Origin of the sequence: Streptomyces venezuelae (assembly GCF_008642335.1) — a bacterium.
Classification (GTDB): domain Bacteria; phylum Actinomycetota; class Actinomycetes; order Streptomycetales; family Streptomycetaceae; genus Streptomyces; species Streptomyces venezuelae_F.
Genome location: NZ_CP029191.1, coordinates 6,257,684 through 6,272,013, shown reverse-complemented (window position 1 = coordinate 6,272,013; position 14,330 = coordinate 6,257,684). Strand labels below are relative to the sequence as shown.

The following is a 14,330-nucleotide window of genomic DNA, read 5'->3' as shown; positions in this document are numbered from 1 at the left end:
GTCACCGTCCCTGCCACTTCGGCGGGCGCTTCTCCGTGAACGCCGCGTGGAACTCGGCGTAGTCCTCGCCGTTCATCAGGAGCGCCTGCGTGGACGCGTCCAGTTCGATGGAGGCGGCGAGCGGCATGTCGAGCTCCGAGGTGAGGAGCGCCTTGGTCTGCGCGTACGCGAGGGCGGGTCCGTCGGCGAGGCGGCGGGCCAGGGTCTGCGCGGCCTCCGCGGCGCCGCCCTCCTCCGTCAGCTCGCTGATGAGCCCGATCCGTTCGGCCTCGGGGGCGCGCACCGGCTCGCCCAGCATGAGCAGCCGCGTGGCGTGGCCGAGGCCGACGACGCGCGGCAGGAGGTAGGCGGCGCCCATGTCGCCGCCGGAGAGGCCGACCCGGGTGAAGAGGAAGGAGAAGCGCGCGGAGGGGTCGGCGACGCGGAAGTCCGAGGCGAGGGCGAGCACCGCGCCGGCGCCCGCCGCCACCCCGTGCACGGCGGCGATCACCGGGAACGGGCACTCCCTGATGGCGCGGACGACCTGGCCCGTCATGCGGTTGAAGTCGAGGAGCTGGGCCGTGTCCATGGCGAGCGTGGCGCCGATGATCTCGTCGACGTCGCCGCCCGAGCAGAAGCCGCGGCCCTCGCCGCCGAGCACGAGGGCGCGCACGGACTTGTCGCGGGAGAGCTCGGCGAGGAGGTCGCGCAGGTCGGCGTAGGCGCCGAAGGTGAGCGCGTTGAGCTTGTCGGGGCGGGCGAGGGTGACCGTGGCGACCCCCTCGTCGACGGTGAGGCGCAGATGCCGCCAGTCGGGAGTGCGGGTCGCGGAGCCGGTGAAGGGACTCATCAGGTGCGGCCTCCTCGGCCTGAGGCTGGGGTGCTCGGACGTGGGCTACCTCACGAAGCTATCACCGTTCCGTGACTGTCGTCACGAGTACGCGATACGCCGTCCAGGGGGGAGGCCTCACCACGCGGCGAAGGACTCCCGGACACCTCGGGACACCTCGGGACACCTCAGGGTCGGACGTCCCGGGAATGCCCGACCGTCGCCCCTGTCGGCACAGCGCTTAGGATTCGTACGGTTGAAAGCAGGACCGCCACCTGCTGCGCTGAACGGACCCGCCTTGCACGAGCCTTCCTCCCCCGCCTCCTGGCGCATCGCCCTGCCGCACACCACGGCAGCCGTGCCGGTCGCGCGTGCCCTGGTCCGCACGGCGCTCACCGACATCGAGTCGTCCCCGGACACCGACACCGCCGAGCTCCTCACCGCGGAGCTGGTCGCCAACGCCGTGGAGCACACCGGCGGGCAGGACCCCATAGAGCTGGTGATCGAGCTGCTGCCGACGGGATGCCAGGTCGAGGTGCACGATTCCAACCCGTCGCCGCCCGGCGACCTCACGGACCCTGGCCCGCACGTCGAGCCGGACCCCTGGCAGGAGCACGGGCGCGGCCTGCTCCTGATCCGCACCCTCAGCTCGTCCTGCGGCCACCGCGCCACCGCGTCGGGCAAGGCGGTCTGGTTCACGCTTCCTACGAGGCCCCCGCACGCGTGCTGACGCCCGGCGCCTCGCCCCGGCCGAGCCGCGAGTGGCGCCGCCCGTACAGCGCGTAGACCACCGCGCCCACCGCCACGAACACGGCGAACTGCAGCCACGTCGTCCAGCCCGTGCCCCAGATCAGATAGAGGCAGAAGCCGACGCCCAGGAGCGGGCTCACCGGGTGGAACGGCACCCGGAAGGTGCGCCGCAGATCCGGCGCCGACCGGCGCAGCGCGATCACCGCGACGTTCACCACGACCATGATGGCCAGCGTGCCGATGGTGGTCAGGTTGACGACGACGTCGAGCGAGGAGAACGCGGCGGGCACGGCGACGACCGCCGCGACGATCCACGTGTTGGCGACAGGGGTCCTGGTGCGCGGCGAGACACGCTCGAAGACGCGCGGCATGAGCCCGTCGCGCGACATCGACATCAGGATGCGCGTCTGGCCGTACATCACGGCGAGCACCACGGAGGCGATGGCGACGACCGCGCCGAAGGCGATGATGCCGCCGCCGAGGGTCGAGTCGGTGACCTGGTTGACGATGAGCGACAGCGCGGCGGGCTTGTCGGCGACGGCATCCGGGCCGAGCGCGCCGATGGCCGCGAGCGCCACGGCGACGTAGAGCAGGGTGACGACGCCGATGCAGATCAGGATGGCGAGCGGAATGTTGCGCCGCGGGTTCTTCACCTCCTCGCCGGCCGTCGTGACCGCGTCGAAGCCGATGAAGGAGAAGAAGGCGAGCGAGGCGCCCGCGGTGATGCCGGAGGCGCCCGCGCCCGCGAAGGGCGTCAGGTTGCCGTCCTCGAACGCGGTGAACGCGATCGCCAGGAAGAGCAGCAGGATGCCGATCTTCAGCACCGCCATCGCGGCCGTGGCGCCCGCGCTCTCGCGGATGCCGCGCACCAGCAGCACGGCGGCGAGCAGGATGACGACGACGGCGGGCAGGTTCACCGCGCCGCCCTCACCGGGCCCCGCGGAGAGCGCGGCGGGCAGCTCCCAGCCGGTGAGGCTGTGCAGCAGCTCGTTCAGGTACTGGCTCCAGCCGACCGCGACCGCGGAGACCGACACGCCGTACTCGAGGATCAGGCACCAGCCCACGAGGAACGCGGTGCGCTCGCCGAGTGAGGCGTACGCGAAGGAGTACGAGCTGCCCGACACCGGGATCGCGCCGCCCAGCTCGGCGAACGAGAACGCGGTGAAGATGCAGGTCACGGCCGCGAGGACATAGGAGATCGCGACCGCGGGACCCGCCTCGGCGACCGAGTCCGAGAGACCGACGAAGATGCCGGTGCCGACGATCGCGCCGACGCCGAAGCACACGAGCTGGAAGAGCCCCATGGTGCGCCGCAGGCCGTGGCCCTCGAGGTCCGCGCCGGATTCGGCGACGAGCTGGTCGGGGGACTTGATGCGAAGCCCGTTGGTGCGTGTGGGGCTCATGGGGTGGTTCTCGATTCTGGTGGTGCGTGGTGCGTGGTGCTCGGTGATCAGGAGAGGGTGGCGACAAGGACCGCCTTGATCGTGTGCATACGGTTCTCCGCCTCGTCGAAGACCACGGAGTGCTCCGACTCGAAGACCTCGTCCGTGACCTCCAGGGACTCCAGGCCGTACGTCTCGTGGACCTCGCGGCCGACCTTCGTGCCGAGGTCGTGGAAGGCGGGCAGGCAGTGCAAGAACTTTACGTCCGGGTTGCCCGTGGCGCGCAGGACGTCCATCGTCACCGCGTAGGGCACGAGGGCGGCTATGCGCTCGGCCCACACCTCCTGCGGCTCCCCCATCGACACCCAGACGTCCGTGCCGACGAAGTCCGCGCCCCGGACGCCCTCCGCGACGTCCTCGGTGAGCGTCAGGCGCGCCCCGCTGACCGCGGCGAGCTCCTGGGCCCGCGCGCGGATCTCCGGGGCCGGCCAGTACGCCTCGGGGGCGACGATGCGTACGTCCATGCCGAGCAGCGCGCCGGTGATCAGGTATGAGTTGCCCATGTTGAAGCGGGCGTCGCCGAGGTAGGCGAAGGCGATGCCGGTGAGGGGCTTGGCGCTGTGCTCGGTCATCGTGAGCACGTCGGCGAGCATCTGGGTGGGGTGCCAGGCGTCGGTCAGGCCGTTGTAGACGGGCACGCCCGCGTGGGCGGCGAGCGTCTCGACGGTGTCCTGCGCGTCCCCGCGGAACTCGATGGCGTCGAACATCCGGCCGAGCACCCGGGCGGTGTCCTTGGCCGACTCCTTCTTGCCCAGGTGTGAGCCGGCCGGGTCGATGTACACCGTCGAGGCACCCTGGTCGGCGGCGGCCACCTCGAAGGCGCAGCGGGTCCGCGTCGAGTTCTTCTCGAAGATCAGCGCGATGTTCCTGCCCCGCAGCCGCCGCGTCTCGGCCCCGGCCTTCTTGGCCGCCTTCAGCTCGGCGGCCAGCTCGATCAGGCCGCGGAACTCGTCGGCGGTGAAGTCCAGCTCCTTGAGGAAGTGGCGGCCGGTGAGGTCTGTGGCCATGAGGCGCTCCAGGAATGCGGATGGGCGTACGAAAGACGGTGACCTTTGAAACTATATACGACGCTCCACATTTATATACAGGACCCGGGCGGGCGCCCGGCCGGCGTGTGCGGACGCTACAGCCCCGGCACCGGATCCCGCTGCACCGGACAGCTCATGCACCGCGGCCCGCCCCGGCCGCGCCCCAGCTCGCTCCCCAGGATCTCGATCACCTCGATGCCCTGCTTGCGCAGGTGCGTGTTGGTCGTCGAGTTCCTCTCGTACGCGACGACGACGCCCGGCTCCACCGCGAGGACGTTGCAGCCGTCGTCCCACTGCTCACGCTCCGCCGCGTGCACGTCCTGCGTGGCGGTGAGGACCCGGATGCCGTCGAGACCGAGCGCGGCGGCGATGGCGCGGTGCATGTGCTCCGGGGGATGGTCGGTCACCTTCAGCTCCCGCTCCCCCACGCCCGGCTCGATCGTGTACGAGCGGAGCATGCCGAGCCCCGCGTACTGCGTGAACGTGTCGCCGTCGACCATCGTCATCACCGTGTCGAGGTGCATGAACGCACGCCGCTTCGGCATGTCGAGGGCAACGATGGTCTGCGCCGAGCCCGCCGCGAACAGCTTGTGCGCGAGCATCTCCACGGCTTGCGGTGTGGTGCGCTCGCTCATGCCGATGAGCACCGCCCCCTTGCCGATCACCAGGACGTCGCCGCCCTCGATCGTCGAGGGGTAGTCCGCCTGGCCGCGCGACCAGACGTGGAAGTCCTCGCCGCGGAACAGCGGGTGGTGCCGGTAGATCGCCTCGAAGTGCACGGTCTCGCGCTGCCGGGCGGGCCAGCGCATGGCGTTGATGGAGACGCCGTCGTAGATCCAGGCGGAGGTGTCGCGGGTGAAGAGGTGGTTGGGCAGCGGGCCGAGGAGGAAGTCGTCCAGGTCCATGCAGTGGAAGCGCACGGACGTCGGCTCGGCGTGGCGCTCCAGGAACTCCCGCTTCGTCATGCCGCCGACCAGCGCCTCGGCGAGCTCGGTCGAGGGCAGGGTCTCGAAGGCGGCCCTCAAGTGGTCGGTGGCGAGCGGCCCGTACTCCTTCTCGTCGAAGACGCGGTCCAGGACGAGGAGGCGGGCCGCGGGCACGTCCAGGGTCTCGGTCAGCAGGTCGCCGAAGAGATGGACCGCCACCCCCCGGTCGCGCAGCACGTCCGCGAACCCGTCGTGCTCCTGACGGGCCCTGCGCACCCACAGGACGTCGTCGAAGAGCAGGGCGTCCTTGTTGCTCGGAGTCAGCCGCTTGAGCTCCAGATCGGGGCGGTGCAGTATGACGCGGCGCAGCCGCCCGGCCTCGGAGTCGACATGGAATCCCATGGGGTCCATCTTTCCCCGGCCGGACGGCGCACGCGCACGGTTGGCCGAAGCCGTGGGCCATCCGGTCAGAGCCTGTCTTTGAACCCCCGTCGTTCGCGCGGAGCGCGGGCGCAGCGGCGGTCGGTGCGTGCGATCGGTGTGCGGCGTGCCAGGTCATGTGGCGGAGCCACCTGTCCTGGCACGCCGTGCAGCGAGCGGGCGTGCCGGGCGTCGGGGCGCAGGCGGGGGTTCAAAGACAGGCTCTCAGAGCCGGGGGTCCACCGGCTCCGACTCCAGCGCCAGGACCGCGAACACCGCCTCGTGCACCCGCCACAGCGGCTCGCCGTCCGCCAGGCGGTCCAGCGCTTCCAGGCCGAGGGCGTACTCGCGGACGGCCAGTGACCGCTTGTGGCCGAGGGACCGGTCGCGCAGCTTCGCCAGGTTCTCCGGGCGTGTGTACTCCGGGCCGTAGACGATCCGCAGGTACTCGCGGCCGCGGCACTTGATGCCGGGCTGGACGAGCCGGCCCTGCGCGGTCCTGACCAGCGCCTCGACCGGCTTGACGACCATGCCTTCGCCGCCGCGGCTCGTCATCTCCAGCCACCAGTCGACACCGGCCCGCACCGACTCCGGGTCGCCCGTGTCGACGTACAGGCGGCGCGTGGTCTGCAGCAGGTCGGAGCCCTGGCTGCTGTCGTGCTCCACCATGCGGTCGATCAGGGCCAGCTGTTCGTCGTGCGGGAGCCCGGCGAGGCTGCGGCCCTGGACGGCGAGGATCTGGAACGGTGCGAGGCGCACGCCCTCCAGGCCCTCGGTCGGCCAGCAGTAGCGGCGGTAGGCGTCGGTGAACGCGGCGGCGTCCGCGGCGCGCTCCCGCTGGCGGGTCAGGAGTTCGCCCGCGTCGACGCCGCGTGCCGCCGCCGCTTCGAGGGCTGCGACCGCGCCGGGGAAGACGGCTCCGGAGGCGGCGCCCACGGCGGCGTACTGCGTGCGGAGCAGCCCCGACGCCTTCAGCGACCATGGCATCAGCTCCGCGTCGAGGAGCAGCCAGTCCGTCGCGAGCTCCTCCCACAGACCGGCCTCGGTGACGGCGTCGCGCACGCGGCCGAGGATCTGCTCGGTGGTGGCGGGGTCGTCGAAGAAGGGGCGGCCGGTGCGGGTGCAGAGGGAGCCGGTGGGGCCTCCCTCGGTGGCACCGTCCCCCACCCCGAACCGCTCGCGGGCCACGTCCGCGTCGCGGCAGACCAGGACCACGGCCCGCGACCCCATGTGCTTCTCCTCGCACACGACGCGGGCGACACCGTCGTCCGCGTACGCCGCGAAGGCCTCCTCGGGGTGTTCCAGGTAGCCCTCGCGGCGGGACGTGGCCGTCGGCGCCATCGTCGGCGGCAGGTACGGGAGCAGGCGCGGGTCGACGGCGAAGCGGCTCATGACCTCCAGGGCCGCGGCGGCGTTCTCCTCGCGCACGGCGACACGGCCCACGTGCCGGGTCTCGACGACGCGGCGCCCGTGCACGTCGTCGAGGTCGAGCGGCCGGCCGTCGTGGCCGCCGGGCGCCTCGGTGCGCAGCGGTTTGGCGGGCTCGTACCAGACCCGCTCCGCCGGTACGTCGACGAGTTCCCGCTCCGGCCAGCGCAGCGCGGTCAGCCGGCCGCCGAAGACGGCTCCGGTGTCCAGGCAGATGGTGTTGTTGAGCCAGGTCGCGGTGGGCACGGGGGTGTGGCCGTAGACGACCGCGGCCCTGCCCCGGTACTCCTCGGCCCACGGGTAGCGCACGGGCAGGCCGAACTCGTCGGTCTCGCCGGTCGTGTCGCCGTACAGGGCGTGGGAGCGGACCCGGCCGGAGGTGCGGCCGTGGTACTTCTCGGGCAGTCCGGCGTGGCAGACGACGAGCCGGCCGCCGTCCAGGACGTAGTGCGAGACGAGGCCGTCGATGAACTCCCGCACCCGCGTGCGGAACTCCTCGCTCTCGGCCGACAGCTGCTCGACGGTCTCGGCGAGTCCGTGGGTGTGCTGGACGCCGCGGCCCTTGAGGTGGCGGCCGAGCTTGTTCTCGTGGTTGCCGGGCACGCAGAGCGCGGTGCCCGCCGCGACCATCGACATGACGCGCCGCAGCACGCCCGGGGTGTCCGGGCCGCGGTCGACGAGGTCGCCGACGAACACGGCGGTGCGGCCCTCCGGGTGCGCGCCGTCCACGTATCCGAGCTTGCCGAGCAGGGTCTCCAGCTCGGCGGCGCAGCCGTGGATGTCGCCGACGATGTCGAAGGGGCCCGTGAGGTGGGTGAGGTCGTTGTACCGCTTCTCGGTGACGACGGTGGCGGCGTCGATCTCCGCCACCCCGCGCAGGACGTGCACCTTGCGGAAGCCCTCGCGCTCCAGGTGGCGCAGGGAGCGCCGCAGTTCGCGCTGGTGGCGCTGGATGACGCGGCGGGGCAGGTCCGCGCGGTCGGCGCGGGCGGCGTTGCGCGCGGCGCAGACGTCTTCGGGCACGTCGAGCACGATGGCGATGGGCAGTACGTCGTACTGCCTGGCCAGCTCGATCAGCTGCTTGCGGCTGTCGCTCTGCACGCTGGTCGCGTCGACGACGGTGCGGCGGCCCGCGGCCAGGCGCTTGCCCGCGATGTAGTGCAGCACGTCGAAGGCGTCGCGGCTCGCGCCCTGGTCGTTCTCGTCGTCGGCGACGAGCCCGCGGCAGAAGTCGCTGGATATGACCTCTGTTTCCTTGAAGTGCGTGCGCGCGAAGGTGGACTTGCCGGAGCCGGTGGCGCCGATCAGCACGACGAGGGAGAGGTCGGTGACGGGCAGGACGCGGGCGGCGTCGGCGGTGCGGTTGTCGTCGTCAGTCATGCGACCCGGTCCTTGTCGGCTGTGTCGGCTGCCTTGGCTGCGCCGGCTGCCCTGGTTTCCTTGGTTTCCTGGGTGAATACGGCCATCTGCGTGGGCGGACCCACCTCGGGGTCGTCGTCGCCGACGGGCACGAACCGGACGGCATAGCCGTGCCGTTCACCGACACGTCGGGCCCACTCCGCGAGCTGGTCGCGCGTCCACTCGAAGCGGTGGTCGCCGTGGCGGACGTGGCCCGCGGGGAGCGACTCCCAGCGGACGTTGTACTCGACGTTCGGCGTCGTCACGAGGACGGTACGGGGACGCGCGGAGCCGAACACGGCGTACTCCAGGGCGGGCAGCCGCGCCTCGTCGAGGTGCTCGATGACCTCGCTGAGCACGGCCGCGTCGTACCCCTTGAGCCGCTTGTCGGTGTACGCGAGGGAGCCCTGCATGAGCTGGACGCGGCCGGCCTGGCGCTCGCCCAGGCGGTCGAGCCTCAGCCGCCGGGAGGCCACGGTCAGCGCGCGCATGGACACGTCGACCCCGACGATCTCGGTGTACCGGACGTCCTTGAGCAGGGCCTGCACCAACTGGCCCTGGCCGCAGCCGAGATCGAGCACTCGTCCGGCGCCGGTGTCGGCCAGCTCGGCGAGGATCGCCTCCCGGCGCCGCACGGCGAGCGGCACCGGCTTCTCCTCGGTGTCGGTGTCCTCGTCGACGGCGTTGTCGATCTCGTCGACGTCCGTGTCGTCCGCGTCGGCGAGCCGCACGAGTTCGAGCCGCTCCCTGGCGTCCCGGGTCAGGGACCACCGGCGCGCCAGATAACGACTGGTGATGACGGCCTGCTCGGGGTGGTCCGCGAGCCACCCCTCCCCGGCCCGCAGCAGCTTGTCGACCTCGTCCGGCGAGACCCAGTAGTGCTTGGCGTCGTCGAGGACGGGCAGCAGCACGTACAGGTGCCGCAGCGCCTCGCCCAGCGTGAGCGTCCCGTCGGGCGCTTCGAGTACGAGGTGTACGTACCGCGAGTCGCCCCACTCGGGGAACCGCACGTCCAGCGGCACGGGCGTCGCCGTCACGGCCCACCCGAGCGGTTCGAACAGCGCCCGCACCAGCTCGGCACCGCCACGGGCGGGCAGGACCGGCACCTCGACACGGAGCGGCAGCGGCTCCGCGACCCGCTCCGGCCGTGCGGCGCACACGCCCCGCATGGCACTGGAGAACACGGCGCTCAGCGCCACGGCGAGCAGCGAGGAGGCGGCGTAGGGCCGGTCGTTCACGTACTGCGCCAGAGCCGCGTCCGGGGCCCCGCCCCGCCCCTTGCCCTTCCCCTTGCCGCGCCGCACGAGCGCGACGGGGTCGACCTCGAGGAGCAGCGCGGCGGTACAGCGCCCCTCACTCGCCTCGGGGAAGAGGACGTGCGCGGTCCCGTAGGACACGCTGCGCGTATGCCGGTTGTCGGGGTGCTTGTGCAGCAGGAAGCCGAGGTCGGTGGCGGGGCGCTCGGGGGTACCGGTGGTACTGATCGTCAGAAACACTTCAGGTCGGCCTCAAAACACAGTCTGAGCTGCGGTTGGGTGATCAACAGCGGGACGCGGCGCACGGCTTCCGCGGGGCGCTCCCCGTCTCCGGCGCGCCCCTTCAACGTACAGCGAACGCACGGGGCGCACGCAGGAATTTTCGCCGCCGTACGGCCCCGACCAGGCACGAAGCGGTGTCGTGCGCGCGGTCGCGAGGGTCTCGCGGGAAGCTGGGTAGAAGAGGTGTGCTCAGGCGTCGTGAGGATGGAGGACCGTGTGGACTGGGCCCGGTTCGGGAAGCAGATGGCTTCGATGGCGCGGGACCTGCTGGCGCAGACCTCCGTCGACGCCACGCTGGAGCGGATCACCGCGTCGGCCACCGAGCTCGTGGCGGGCTGTGACGCGGCCGGCATCCTGATCCTGCACGGCGGGGAGGTGCAGACGCTCGCACCCACCCACCGGATCGTCGTCGACAGTGACGAGCTTCAGGCCAGCAAGGGCGAGGGGCCCTGTTTCGACGTCGCGCGGAGCTGCGGCGGTGAGCGGGTCTTCCGCATCTCGGACTTCACCCGTGAGCAGCCGCGCTGGCCCGCCTACGCCGGTGAGGCGCGGACGCTGGGCATCGGCAGCATGATGGGCTTCCTGCTCTTCACCGAGGACGAGGAGCTCGGCGCGCTGAACCTGTACTCCTCCCGGCCCGGCGCCTTCACCGAGGACGACGAGACGGCCGGCCTGCTCCTCGCCTCGCACGCCGCCGTCGCCTTCTCCAGCGCCCGCACCCATGCCCAGCTGGAGCGGGCCATCTCCACCCGGCACACCATCGGCGAGGCGATGGGCATCATCATGGGCAGGCACCGCCTCTCCGAGGAGGAGGCGTTCGACGTGCTGCGCCGCTACTCGCAGGAGAACAACGTGAAGCTCCGTGATGTCGCCGCGCAGGTGTGCGCGCACGGCGGTTTCACGAAGCCGTGAAGCGGGCACGGTTTCCCCGGCTCATGGCCGAACCAGGGAAACCTGGACCGGAACGGTCCCCCGGGGGAACGCCGCCGTACCGGTCCTGCACACCAAGTCCCCAGCCGCGCAGTGTTCACTCACGTACGCGTAAACAACCACGTTGATTCAACGGCAATCATTTGTTGATTGCTTCCGGCCACCCTGTGCCCGTCGCTATTCGGGGGAAGACAGGGAAGTTCAGTGTCGGATACACGTATCTCGGTGGCCGTGCACGCCACCGACCCCCTCAGCAGGGCCGGGGTCATCAGCCATCTACGGCACGAGCCCACCGTGGAGCTGGTGGACCGGGCCACAGACGGCTCCAGCCCCGCGCCGCCCGGAACGCCGACGGCCGCCGCGCAGGAACGCGTCGCCGTCATGCTCGTCGACCGGCTCGACGACCCGGCGGGCAGCGAGCTGCGCCGCCTCGCCCGGTCCACGGAACAGCGCGTCGTCCTCATCGCCAGCGAGCTGCGCGAGCCCGAACTGCTCGCCGTCGTCGAGTACGGCGTACGGGCCATCCTCTGGCGCCACCAGGCCACCCCGCAGAAGCTGCTGCGGGCCGTGCACAGCGCGGCGCGCGGCGAGGGCGAGCTGCCGCCCGACCTCATCAACCGGCTCATGACCCAGCTGGGCCGCCTCCGGCTCTCCGCGCTCGACGGCACACCGTCCGCCGCCGGCGCCCTCGTGCCGACGCTGGGCATGGCGCCCCGCGAGGTCGACGTGGTACGGCTGATCGCGGAGGGGCTCGACACCAAGCAGATATCGGAGAAACTCGCCTACTCCGAACGCACCGTCAAGAACGTTCTGCACGCGCTGATGACGCGCCTGCAGCTGCAGAACCGCGCGCATGCCGTCGCGTACGCGCTGCGGGAGGGGTACATCTAATGCGGCGACAAGACCCGCCGATGCCGCGGCCCGACCGGCTCCCCACCTCCATACGGGGAGCGCGGCCGTGATCCACGAAGTCGACGAGGCGCTCCGCGCGCTGCTGCGCGAGGCGCTTCCGGAGGGGACCGGCGAGGTCGTCTTCGAGGCACCGACCCGCGACTGGGCGGCACGGCGCAACGCACCCACGCTCAACTCGTACCTGTACGACATCCGCGAGGACGTCGCCCGCCGCGAGCGCGGCGCCTACGCCGAGCGGGGGCCGGACGGCATCGTGCTGCGCAGGCGGCAGCCGCCCCGCTGGTTCCGGCTCTCCTACCTGCTCACCGCCTGGACCAACCGCCCCGAGGACGAGCACCGGCTGCTCTCCGCCGCCCTCGGCACGCTCCTCTCCCACGAGCTGCTGCCCCCGGACCGGCTGCCGGACGCGCTCGCCTCGCTCGGCGCCACGCTGCCGCTGTCCGTCGCGGTGCCGCCGCCCGAGGCGCGGTCCATCGCCGACATCTGGTCGGCGCTCGGCGGTGAGCTCAAGCCGTCCCTGGACGTCGTGATCACCGTGCCGTTCCCGGTCTCGCCCACGTACGACGTGGCACCGCCGGTCACCGAAGGCGCGGTCGTCGGTGTCCGCGGCCTCGACGGGGAGCCGGGCGACTCCCGGCCCCGGATGATGCGGAAGCGGCGCGAGGACAACGCGACGGAGGCGGGCGAGTGAGCGCGCGCGACGTCATGGTCGAGCGGCTCGAGGCACTGCGCGGGCGCGTCGCCGAACTGGTCGAGCGGCGCTCCGCCGACGACCCCACGGCGGCGGACCCTCTCCGCGGGATGTACGTGACGCCCGAGACGGCCTTCCGGCTCGCCACCACTCCCCTGCCCGCCGCGGCGGCTGTCTCCGGGGGTACGGACGGTGCCGGTGTGGTGGGCGGGGCTCCGGGCGAGGGTCCTGACGTGCTCGACTCGCTGGCCCGGGAGTTCGGGCTCAGCGCGCTCGACCAGCAGATCCTGCTCGCCGCCCTCGCCCCCGACGTCGACCGCCGCTTCGAGCCGCTGTACGGCTACCTCAACGACGACGTCGGGCGCCGCCGCGCCACCGTCACGCTGGCCCTCGACCTCTCGGGCACGGGACCGCACGATCCACTCGCCCGACGCCGCTTCCACCCCCGGTCACCGCTGCGTGCCGGGGGCCTCCTCGTCGTGGAGGAGGAGGACCGCCCGCTGCCGGGAAGGGCGCTGCGCGTGCCGGAACGCGTGGTGGCGCAGCTGCTCGGGGACGACGCGCTCGACCCGGAGCTCGTCGACCTCGACGTCGAGTTGTCGGAGGCGCCGGCCGCCGAGGACGCCGGCTCCGCGCATCCGCTCGCCGTCCGGCTCGCCGCCCTCGTCGCCGAGCGGCCGCTCCGCGTACATCTGCGCGAGCGCAGGGAGGGCACCGCCGCCGAGCCGGTGGCGGACGCGCTGCGGGCGGCCGGGCTGCCCGTGCTGCGGTACCGGCCGTCGGGAACGGCGGGCGAGGCGGCGGCGGTCGCGCTGGTCCGTGAGGCGCGGCTGCGGCGCGCCGCGCTCCTCGTGGGGCCGCTGCCCGACGGGGCCGGGCCCCTGATGCGGGCTCTGACCGCCACCGGTGACGTGCCGGTCGTGTTCTTCGGGAGCGAGCCGTACGACCCGGGGTGGGCGCCCGACGCCGGGCTGCTCGTGCTCGACGCGCCGCAGGACTCCGTCGACACGGCCAGTACTTGGCAGACCGAACTCTCGCGGCACTCCCCCGCGTACGAGCCGGACTTCGACATCGGCGAGGCCGTCGCCCCGTACCGGCTCAGCGGGACCCAGATCCGGCGCGCGGCAAGGGACGCCACCGAACTGGCCGCGTTCGACGGAACCGCGCCGACCGTGGCGCACCTGCAGCGCAGCGCCCGGCTCCAGTCCGCGCCGCTGCTCGACAAGCACGCCCGGCGGATCAGGCCGGAGGTCGGCTTCGCGGACCTCGTGCTCCCGGACGAGCCGCTCGCGATGCTCAACGAGCTGACGCTGCGTGCCCGGCACCGCGACAAGGTGCTCGGCGAGTGGCGGCTGCGCACGGGCGGCGGGCGCGGGCGCGGTGTCATCGCGCTGTTCGCCGGGGACTCCGGCACGGGCAAGACGCTGTCGGCGGAGGTCGTGGCCGGTGAACTCGGCCTGGACCTGTACGTGGTGGACCTGTCGGCGGTCGTCGACAAGTACATCGGCGAGACGGAGAAGAACCTGGAGCGGATCTTCGTGGAGGCCGACCGCACGGACGCGGTGCTGCTCTTCGACGAGGCCGACGCGGTCTTCGGCAAGCGCTCGGAGGTCAAGAGCTCGCACGACCGGTACGCGAATCTGGAGAGCGCGTACCTGCTGCAGCGTCTGGAGGCGTTCGACGGGATCGCGGTGCTGACCACGAACCTGCGGGCCAACATCGACGACGCGTTCACGCGCCGCCTCGACCTGGTCGTCGACTTCCCGTTCCCGGACGTCGAGCAGCGGCTCGCCCTGTGGCGCACGTGCCTGACGGGGACGCCCTGCGCCGACGACCTGGACGAGGAACTCGCGGCCTGCGCGAAGGAGTTCGAACTGTCCGGCGGCGCCATCCGGTCGGCCGCCGTGACCGCCGCGTATCAGGCGGCGGGCCACGGCGGCCCGGTGTCCGGCGCGGACGTCCGGGCCGGCGCCCGCCGCGAGTACCGCAAGATGGGCCGCCTGGAACCGGGTACGTCCCTGCCCTGGCAACGCTGACCGGCGACGGTCTCCGACTGGCC

At 72.2% G+C, this 14,330-nt stretch carries 11 protein-coding genes; 5 read left to right on the top strand and 6 right to left on the bottom strand.

Going from position 1 to position 14,330, the window contains the following annotated elements; all coding sequences use genetic code 11:
• Position 1: 1 nt before the first annotated feature.
• Entirely contained in the window at positions 2-829 is an 828-nt protein-coding gene (locus DEJ49_RS28260; RefSeq protein WP_150186711.1) for an enoyl-CoA hydratase family protein, read from the bottom strand.
• Positions 830-1,091: 262 nt separating this feature from the next.
• On the opposite strand from DEJ49_RS28260, the gene DEJ49_RS28255 reads away from it, so the two are divergent.
• Entirely contained in the window at positions 1,092-1,538 is a 447-nt protein-coding gene (locus DEJ49_RS28255) for an ATP-binding protein (RefSeq protein ID WP_150188517.1), read from the top strand.
• On the opposite strand, the gene DEJ49_RS28250 is transcribed toward DEJ49_RS28255, so the two are convergent.
• The 5 genes from DEJ49_RS28250 to DEJ49_RS28230 all read right to left on the bottom strand — a co-directional run bounded on the left by DEJ49_RS28250 (position 1,513) and on the right by DEJ49_RS28230 (position 9,696).
• Complete coding sequence (locus tag DEJ49_RS28250) at positions 1,513-2,961, bottom strand: amino acid permease (protein WP_150186710.1); 1,449 nt, start codon at positions 2,959-2,961, stop codon at positions 1,513-1,515. The two genes, DEJ49_RS28255 and DEJ49_RS28250, sit on opposite strands and share 26 nt — an antisense overlap.
• A 47-nt stretch (positions 2,962-3,008) precedes the next feature.
• Positions 3,009-4,007, bottom strand: a complete 999-nt coding sequence (gene argF / locus DEJ49_RS28245) for an ornithine carbamoyltransferase (protein WP_150186709.1) — start codon at positions 4,005-4,007, stop codon at positions 3,009-3,011.
• A 116-nt stretch (positions 4,008-4,123) separates the two neighbouring features.
• Complete coding sequence (locus DEJ49_RS28240; protein ID WP_150173291.1) at positions 4,124-5,356, bottom strand: arginine deiminase; 1,233 nt, start codon at positions 5,354-5,356, stop codon at positions 4,124-4,126.
• 243 nt (positions 5,357-5,599) lie between these two features.
• Positions 5,600-8,182, bottom strand: coding sequence for a polynucleotide kinase-phosphatase (locus DEJ49_RS28235; RefSeq protein ID WP_150186708.1), 2,583 nt, complete (start codon positions 8,180-8,182; stop codon positions 5,600-5,602).
• Positions 8,179-9,696 (bottom strand): 3' terminal RNA ribose 2'-O-methyltransferase Hen1, encoded by a 1,518-nt coding sequence (locus DEJ49_RS28230; protein ID WP_150186707.1) that lies wholly within the window; start codon positions 9,694-9,696, stop codon positions 8,179-8,181. Before DEJ49_RS28230 ends, DEJ49_RS28235 begins: the two co-directional genes overlap by 4 nt.
• A 246-nt stretch (positions 9,697-9,942) precedes the next feature.
• Here DEJ49_RS28230 and DEJ49_RS28225 point away from each other — a divergent pair, with 246 nt between their 5' ends.
• From DEJ49_RS28225 to DEJ49_RS28210, 4 genes are all read left to right on the top strand, one after another.
• Positions 9,943-10,650: a GAF and ANTAR domain-containing protein gene (locus tag DEJ49_RS28225; RefSeq protein ID WP_150186706.1), complete on the top strand. Its 708-nt coding sequence runs from the start codon at positions 9,943-9,945 to the stop codon at positions 10,648-10,650.
• A 222-nt stretch (positions 10,651-10,872) separates the two neighbouring features.
• Positions 10,873-11,559: a response regulator transcription factor gene (locus tag DEJ49_RS28220; protein ID WP_150186705.1), complete on the top strand. Its 687-nt coding sequence runs from the start codon at positions 10,873-10,875 to the stop codon at positions 11,557-11,559.
• 67 nt (positions 11,560-11,626) lie between these two features.
• Positions 11,627-12,271 (top strand): DUF4255 domain-containing protein, encoded by a 645-nt coding sequence (locus DEJ49_RS28215; protein ID WP_150186704.1) that lies wholly within the window; start codon positions 11,627-11,629, stop codon positions 12,269-12,271.
• Positions 12,272-12,285: 14 nt separating this feature from the next.
• Positions 12,286-14,307: an AAA family ATPase gene (locus tag DEJ49_RS28210; RefSeq protein WP_150188516.1), complete on the top strand. Its 2,022-nt coding sequence runs from the start codon at positions 12,286-12,288 to the stop codon at positions 14,305-14,307.
• Positions 14,308-14,330 lie beyond the last annotated feature (23 nt).